We start from the raw sequence: 6,016 nt of genomic DNA, 5'->3' as shown, positions 1-6,016 counted from the left end.
CTGCCCCCACGCCGATGTCGACGAGTGGCACCCGTGTCGCCGCAGCTCCCGACATCCCGCCCGTGTCGTCGGCGGTGCAGGAGCAGAGCACCGATTCGCGGGCCGCCCGCCGCCACCGCACGACCCCCCGCATCAGCGGCCTCATCGCCGCCCTTCCCGCGCACAACGAAGAGGCGGGCATCGCCGCCGCCATTCAGGGATTGCAGAACCAGACCTGCCCGCCCGATCACATCGTCGTCATCGCCGACAACTGCACCGACCGCACCGTCGAGATCGCCCGTGCGAACGGTGCGGAGGTCTTCGAAACGACCGACAACACCCACAAGAAGGCCGGAGCCCTCAATCAGTTCCTGGCGGAGATCCTCCCCCAGCTGCGCGAGGACGATCTGGTCCTGGTGCAGGATGCCGATTCGGCTCTGGACCCCGATTTCCTTCAGATCGCGCGCAAGAACCTGAAGGGCAGCATCGGCGCCGTCGGCGGCGTGTTCCGCGGCAGCGAGGGCGGCGGCTTCGTCGGGCACCTGCAGCGCAACGAGTACGCTCGATACGCCCGCGACGTCCGGCGCCTCGGCGGTAAATGCCTCGTCGTGACCGGCACCGCCGCGGTCCTGCAGGTCGGCCTGCTGCGACGTATCTCGCAGGCCCGCCTCGCGGGCGAGCTGCCCGCGGGCGACGGCCGCGGCGGTATCTACGACACGTCCGTCCTCACCGAGGACAATGAGCTCACCTTCGCCATCCGGCACCTCGGCTACGACGTGCTCAGCCCGGCCGGCTGCACCCTTGTGACCGAGATCATGCCGACGTGGGGCGAGCTGTGGCGTCAGCGTCTGCGCTGGAAGCGCGGCGCCGTCGAGAACTGCGTGCAGTACGGGTTCACCCGCATCACACGCCCCTACTGGGGTCGGCAGATCCTCACCATGATCGGGTGCCTGATCACCTACATCTACCTGGCCACGATCGTCTACGCCATCGCGACGAACAACCTGTCCGTCCAACCGTTCTGGATGGCCGTGACGGTGATTTTCATCGTGGAACGGATCGTGACCGTGCGGGACCGCGGCTGGCGGCACATGGTTCTCGCGGGGCTGATGTACGAGCTCGTCATCGATCTGTTTCTGCAACTCGTCCACACCAAGGCATACCTGGATGCGCTGACAAATCGTCGGCGTGACTGGTGAAAGGAGAAAGAATGTACAACAACATCGCATCGTCGACGGGCGCGGGAGCGGGAGCCGGAATGCTCGCGATGACGGGCACGAATTCTCTGTGGCTGGCCCTCGCAGCATTCGCTTTGATCGCCGCAGGAACGGCGGTAATGCGGATCGTTCCGCGTCGCACGCGCGAGAACTGAATCTCGACCCGATCGTCAGGGCCCGTCCCCGGAATCCCCCGGAGGCGGGCCCTGCCCCTTTTTCGCCCCCGTCGTCATCTGCGTCGAAGCGTGCGATCCCCCGAACTCTCGTCGGACCCCACGGCTCAATCGGGTCGCTCGTCGAAGTCCCGCGCGATCGAGTACTCCTCCTCGCCCGGTCGGCGAGGCTGCCCCGGTCAGCCGCCGGCGCGACGCCCGCGACGTACCCGCTCGACGGTCTCGCCCGCTGCCACCCCGACGAGCAGGATCGCCGCCGCGATCGACAGCCTGAGCGCGTCGAAGAACGGCAGGACGAACGCCAGCCCGGCGAGCACCACGAAGGCGACCAGCCCGAGGAGCTGAGCCCGCGACCACCTGTTCTCGAGCGTGCGACGGAAGAGCGCCGTGCCGCCGAGGAACAGGATGGGCGCGCCGACGACGACGATCGTCGCGGCGATACTCCGCTGATCGGGATGCGACAGCATCTCTTTGTCACCCACGCTCATCAGCACGATCCCGGCGACGATCGGCAGGTGCACCCAGGTGTACGCGGTGCGGGCCAGGCGGCCGGGTTCATCCGACGCCTCGATCGCCTCGGAGCCGACGCGCTCGCCGTGATCGAAGTAGATCCACCACGCGGCCGCCGCGGCGACGAAGGCGGTCACCAGCGACGCGATCGACGATGCCGACGACTCCTTGGCGACGAAGGCGAAACCGGTGACCAACAGACCCTCCCCGAGGGCGATGAGCACGAACAGCGCCGTCCGCTCGGCGATGTGAGGACCCGACAGGTCCCACGAGCTGACCTGTACCCTCCCCCGGCCCGGGATCGGATACCCGAGCATCGTGCCGAGCAACTCGAGAGCGAGCGCCGCAGCCCACAGGGGCAGCTGCCACTCGTGCGGCAACACCGCGCCGACGATCCACAGGGCGCCGCCGGCGATGGTCCACGCGAGCACGAGCGTGAAATCCCGCGCGACTCTGCGGTCGTGACGAACCGTCGCCCACACGATGAAGCCCGTCCGCCCCACCTGAAGCACCACGTAGGCCACCGCGAACGCCCACGCGCGATCACCGAACGCCTCGGCGATCGAAACGCTCATCACCAGCGCGACGAGAGCGAGGACGATGACCGCCCCGCGGACGGGGAGCTTCACGGGGTCGAGCCAGTTGGTCACCCACGTGGTCGACACCCACGCCCACCACAGGGCGCACACCATGATGAGGCCCTCGAAGGCCCCGAGCGGGGTCTGGTTCTCGTACAGGTAGGCGGACAACTGGGTCAACGCGAGGACGAAGACCAGGTCGAAGAACAGCTCGACGTACGTCACGCGATCCGCGCGCGAGGAGTCCGTGGGGCGCAACACGTCACGGGTCATCCCGAATGCCATGCCCCATCCTGACACCGCGGCTGTCCGGATCGCGCACACTCATCCGAGCAACGCGACCCCGAATTCCGCGACAACCTCGCGCACCTCCGCCAGATAGCGCTGCGCCTGCTCGGTGAGAGGGATGGCGGTCCGTCCGATCCAGCCGATCTCGATCCGCTCGTCGACGTCGAGCGGCACCGCGACGATCTCGGGATCGAGGTCGTCGCTGATGATGCCGGTCGAGATCGTGTAGCCGTCCAGACCGATCATCAGGTTGAAGATCGTCGCGCGATCGGACACGCGGATCTCCTGACGGCTCGACAGGGTCGAAAGGATCTCCTCGGCGAAGTAGAAGGAGTTGTTCGCGCCCTGGTCGAAGGTCAGTCGGGGCAGGTCGACGAGGTCGTCGAGCGTGGCCCGTGGGCGGGATGCCAGGGGGTTCCTTCGCGAGACGAAGATGTGCGGCTCCGCGACGAACAGCGGATGAAACGCCAGCCCCGAGTCCCGCAGCAGCTTGTCGAGCACGTTGCGGTTGAAGTCGTTGCGGAACAGGATGCCGAGCTCGCTGCGGAGGGTGCGGACGTCCTCGATGATGTCGAACGTCCGGGTCTCGCGCAGCGAGAACTCGTACTCCGCGGCATCCGTCCCCCTCACCATGCGCACGAAGGCGTCGACGACGAACGAGTAGTGCTGTGCCGAGACGCCGAGCAGGCGCCGCGAGGGCGGGCGCCCGAGATAGCGCTGTTCGAGCAGATCGGCCTGCTCGACGACCTGGCGAGCGTAGCCGAGGAACTCCACGCCGTCGTTGGTCAGGGTCACGCCGCGCGCGGACCGCGTGAGAAGGTCGCGGCCCACGCGCGCCTCGAGGTCCTTCATCGCCGCGGACATCGTCGGCTGTGCGACGTACAGCAGGTCGGCGGCCGCCGAGATGGACCCCTCGGCGGCGACCTCGATGAAGTACTGCAGCTGCTGAAGGGTGAATCCGCTCGACCGCTTCGCCATAGGGCAAAGCTATAACACTGCATAGTGGACGGGAATTACCCGATGCCTTCGCCGTGGGAGCAGCATGGCCTCACCACCATCCGCGGGCCCACCCGGCCCCCGCACCCGATTGGCCCGTCATGGCGAACGACATCACGTTCAGCATCACCACCACCCGTTTCGACGAGGACTACGCCCCGGCCGAGTCCTCGCGCGTCACGACGAACTTCGCCAACCTGGCACGCGGTGCGGGCCGTCAGCAGAACCTGCGCAACGCCCTGTCGATGATGAACCACCGCCTGAACGAGCTGGTGCCGGGCGACGACGACCGATACCGCGTCGAGCTCGACATCGTCTCGGTGCACCTGCGCTTCGAAGACGGGGCGGATGACGAGGAGTTCCCCGTCATCGAGGTGCTCGACGTCAGCATCGTCGACATGAGCACCGGCGAGCGCCACCGCGGCATCGTCGGCAACAACTTCTCGTCGTACCTGCGCGACTACGACTTCAGCGTCGTCCTGCCCGCGGCCAACGCCGGCGGCGAGGGTTTCACGGTGCCCGAGGACTTCGGCATCCTGCACGGCAAGATCTTCCAGCACTTCCTCGACTCCGACGCGTACCGCGACCGCTTCGCGCAGGCGCCGGTGATCTGCATCAGCGTGTCGACGAGCCGCACCTACCGGCGCACGGGTGTCGTGCACCCCGTGCTCGGCGTCGAGTACGCGCAGGACTCCTTCTCGCTCACCGACGACTACTTCGGCCGCATGGGCCTGCAGGTGCGCTACTTCATGCCGCGCGGCAGCGTCGCACCGCTGGCGTTCTACTTCCGAGACGACCTCACCACGGAGTACTCCGACCTGCAGCTGGCCGGCACGATCGCCACGATGGAGACGTTCCAGAAGATCTACCGTCCCGAGATCTACAACGCCGTCAGCCCCGCGGGCGAGGTCTACCGGCCGACGCTCGACGAGCCCGAGTTCGTGCGGACCGGCATCGACTACGACCGTGAGGAGCGCAGCCGACTCGCGGTCACCCAGGGCCGGTACGCCGAGGAGCACTTCGTGACGCCCCACCGTCACATCCTCGACGCGTGGGCCGCCGACTACGCCGCCCCCGTCCGATGACCCGCGAAGGAACCGCCGCCGTGACGACCCTCCTGCCCACCTCGACCGTCGGCAGCCTGCCCAAGCCCGCCTGGCTCGCCAAGCCCGAGGTGCTGTGGTCACCCTGGGAGCTCGAGGGCGACGTACTCGTCGAGGGGAAGCACGACGCCCTGCGCGCCGCGGTGCAGGAGCAGGAGCGCCGCGGTATGGACATCATCAGCGACGGCGAGCAGACCCGTCAGCACTTCGTGACCACCTTCATCGAGAACCTCGACGGGGTCGACTTCCAGAACCGCGAGACCGTGCGCATCCGCGACCGCTACGACGCGAGCGTGCCGACCGTGGTCGGCGCTGTGAGCCGGCGCAATCCCGTCTTCGTCGAGGATGCCGCGTTCCTGCGCGCGCAGACCGACCGACCGATCAAGTGGGCCCTCCCGGGCCCGATGACGATGATCGACACCCTCGCCGACCGCTACTACGGCAGCCGCGAGAAGCTCGCGTGGGAGTTCGCGACCATCCTCAACCACGAGGCGCGCGAGCTGGAGGCGGCCGGCGTCGACATCATCCAGTTCGACGAGCCGGCGTTCAACGTCTTCTTCGACGAGCTGAAGGACTGGGGCGTCGCCGCCCTCGAGCGCGCCGCCGAGGGTCTGCGCGCCGAGACCGTCGTGCACATCTGCTACGGCTACGGCATCAAGGCCAACACCGACTGGAAGGCGACGCTCGGCTCGGAGTGGCGTCAGTACGAGGAGTCGTTCCCGCTGCTGCAGCGCTCGAGCATCGACACCATCTCGCTCGAGAGCCACCGATCGAACGTCCCGATCGACCTCGTCGAGCTGGTCCGTGGCAAGCGGGTCATGCTCGGCGCCCTCGATGTCGCCAGCGAGCGCATCGAGACGCCCGAAGAGGTCGCCGACACGCTCCGCGCCGCCCTGCAGTTCGTGGATGCCGACAAGCTCATCCCGAGTTCGAACTGCGGCATGGCGCCGCTTCCGCGTCATGTCGCGTACGACAAGGTCAGCGCGCTCACGGCCGGCGCGGCCCTTCTGCGCGAGGAGCTCGCGGGCTGACCGATCGGGCGGGCCGGAGGACTCCGCGCCCGCCCCGTCCCGTCCCCGCCGCGCTGTCGACCGGCGAGCGGATGCCGTGGCAGAGTCGGAGCGCCCCCTTCCCCGTTCCGAGGAGCACCATGCCCATCGCCGCCGATGACC

At 67.9% G+C, this 6,016-nt stretch carries 6 protein-coding genes; 4 read left to right on the top strand and 2 right to left on the bottom strand.

Going from position 1 to position 6,016, the window contains the following annotated elements; genetic code table 11:
• Positions 1-14: 14 nt before the first annotated feature.
• Together DBR36_RS10060 and DBR36_RS17720 are read left to right on the top strand one after the other, a co-directional pair.
• Positions 15-1,178, top strand: coding sequence for a glycosyltransferase family 2 protein (locus DBR36_RS10060; protein ID WP_108319031.1), 1,164 nt, complete (start codon positions 15-17; stop codon positions 1,176-1,178).
• An 11-nt stretch (positions 1,179-1,189) separates the two neighbouring features.
• A complete protein-coding gene (locus DBR36_RS17720; RefSeq protein ID WP_181373551.1) occupies positions 1,190-1,351 on the top strand; it encodes a hypothetical protein in 162 nt (53 codons plus the stop codon).
• Between the two features lie 197 nt (positions 1,352-1,548).
• Here DBR36_RS17720 and DBR36_RS10055 read toward each other — a convergent pair whose 3' ends face one another.
• Both DBR36_RS10055 and DBR36_RS10050 read right to left on the bottom strand, forming a co-directional pair.
• Positions 1,549-2,742 (bottom strand): low temperature requirement protein A, encoded by a 1,194-nt coding sequence (locus tag DBR36_RS10055; protein WP_108319029.1) that lies wholly within the window; start codon positions 2,740-2,742, stop codon positions 1,549-1,551.
• Positions 2,743-2,781: 39 nt separating this feature from the next.
• The gene (locus DBR36_RS10050) at positions 2,782-3,723 is read right to left on the bottom strand and encodes a LysR family transcriptional regulator (RefSeq protein ID WP_108319027.1); all 942 of its coding nucleotides are present in this window, start codon (positions 3,721-3,723) and stop codon (positions 2,782-2,784) included.
• Positions 3,724-3,842: 119 nt separating this feature from the next.
• Between DBR36_RS10050 and DBR36_RS10045 the strand changes: the two genes are divergently transcribed.
• Both DBR36_RS10045 and DBR36_RS10040 read left to right on the top strand, forming a co-directional pair.
• The gene (locus DBR36_RS10045) at positions 3,843-4,826 is read left to right on the top strand and encodes a putative oxygenase MesX (RefSeq protein WP_108319025.1); all 984 of its coding nucleotides are present in this window, start codon (positions 3,843-3,845) and stop codon (positions 4,824-4,826) included.
• A 20-nt stretch (positions 4,827-4,846) separates the two neighbouring features.
• A complete protein-coding gene (locus DBR36_RS10040) occupies positions 4,847-5,875 on the top strand; it encodes a methionine synthase (protein ID WP_108319063.1) in 1,029 nt (342 codons plus the stop codon).
• The last annotated feature ends 141 nt before the right edge of the window (positions 5,876-6,016 follow it).

This window comes from Microbacterium sp. HMWF026 (assembly GCF_003061325.1).
Classification (GTDB): domain Bacteria; phylum Actinomycetota; class Actinomycetes; order Actinomycetales; family Microbacteriaceae; genus Microbacterium; species Microbacterium testaceum_E.
The sequence above is the reverse complement of the archived record's forward strand: the minus strand, read 5'-3'. Positions and strand labels throughout refer to the sequence as shown.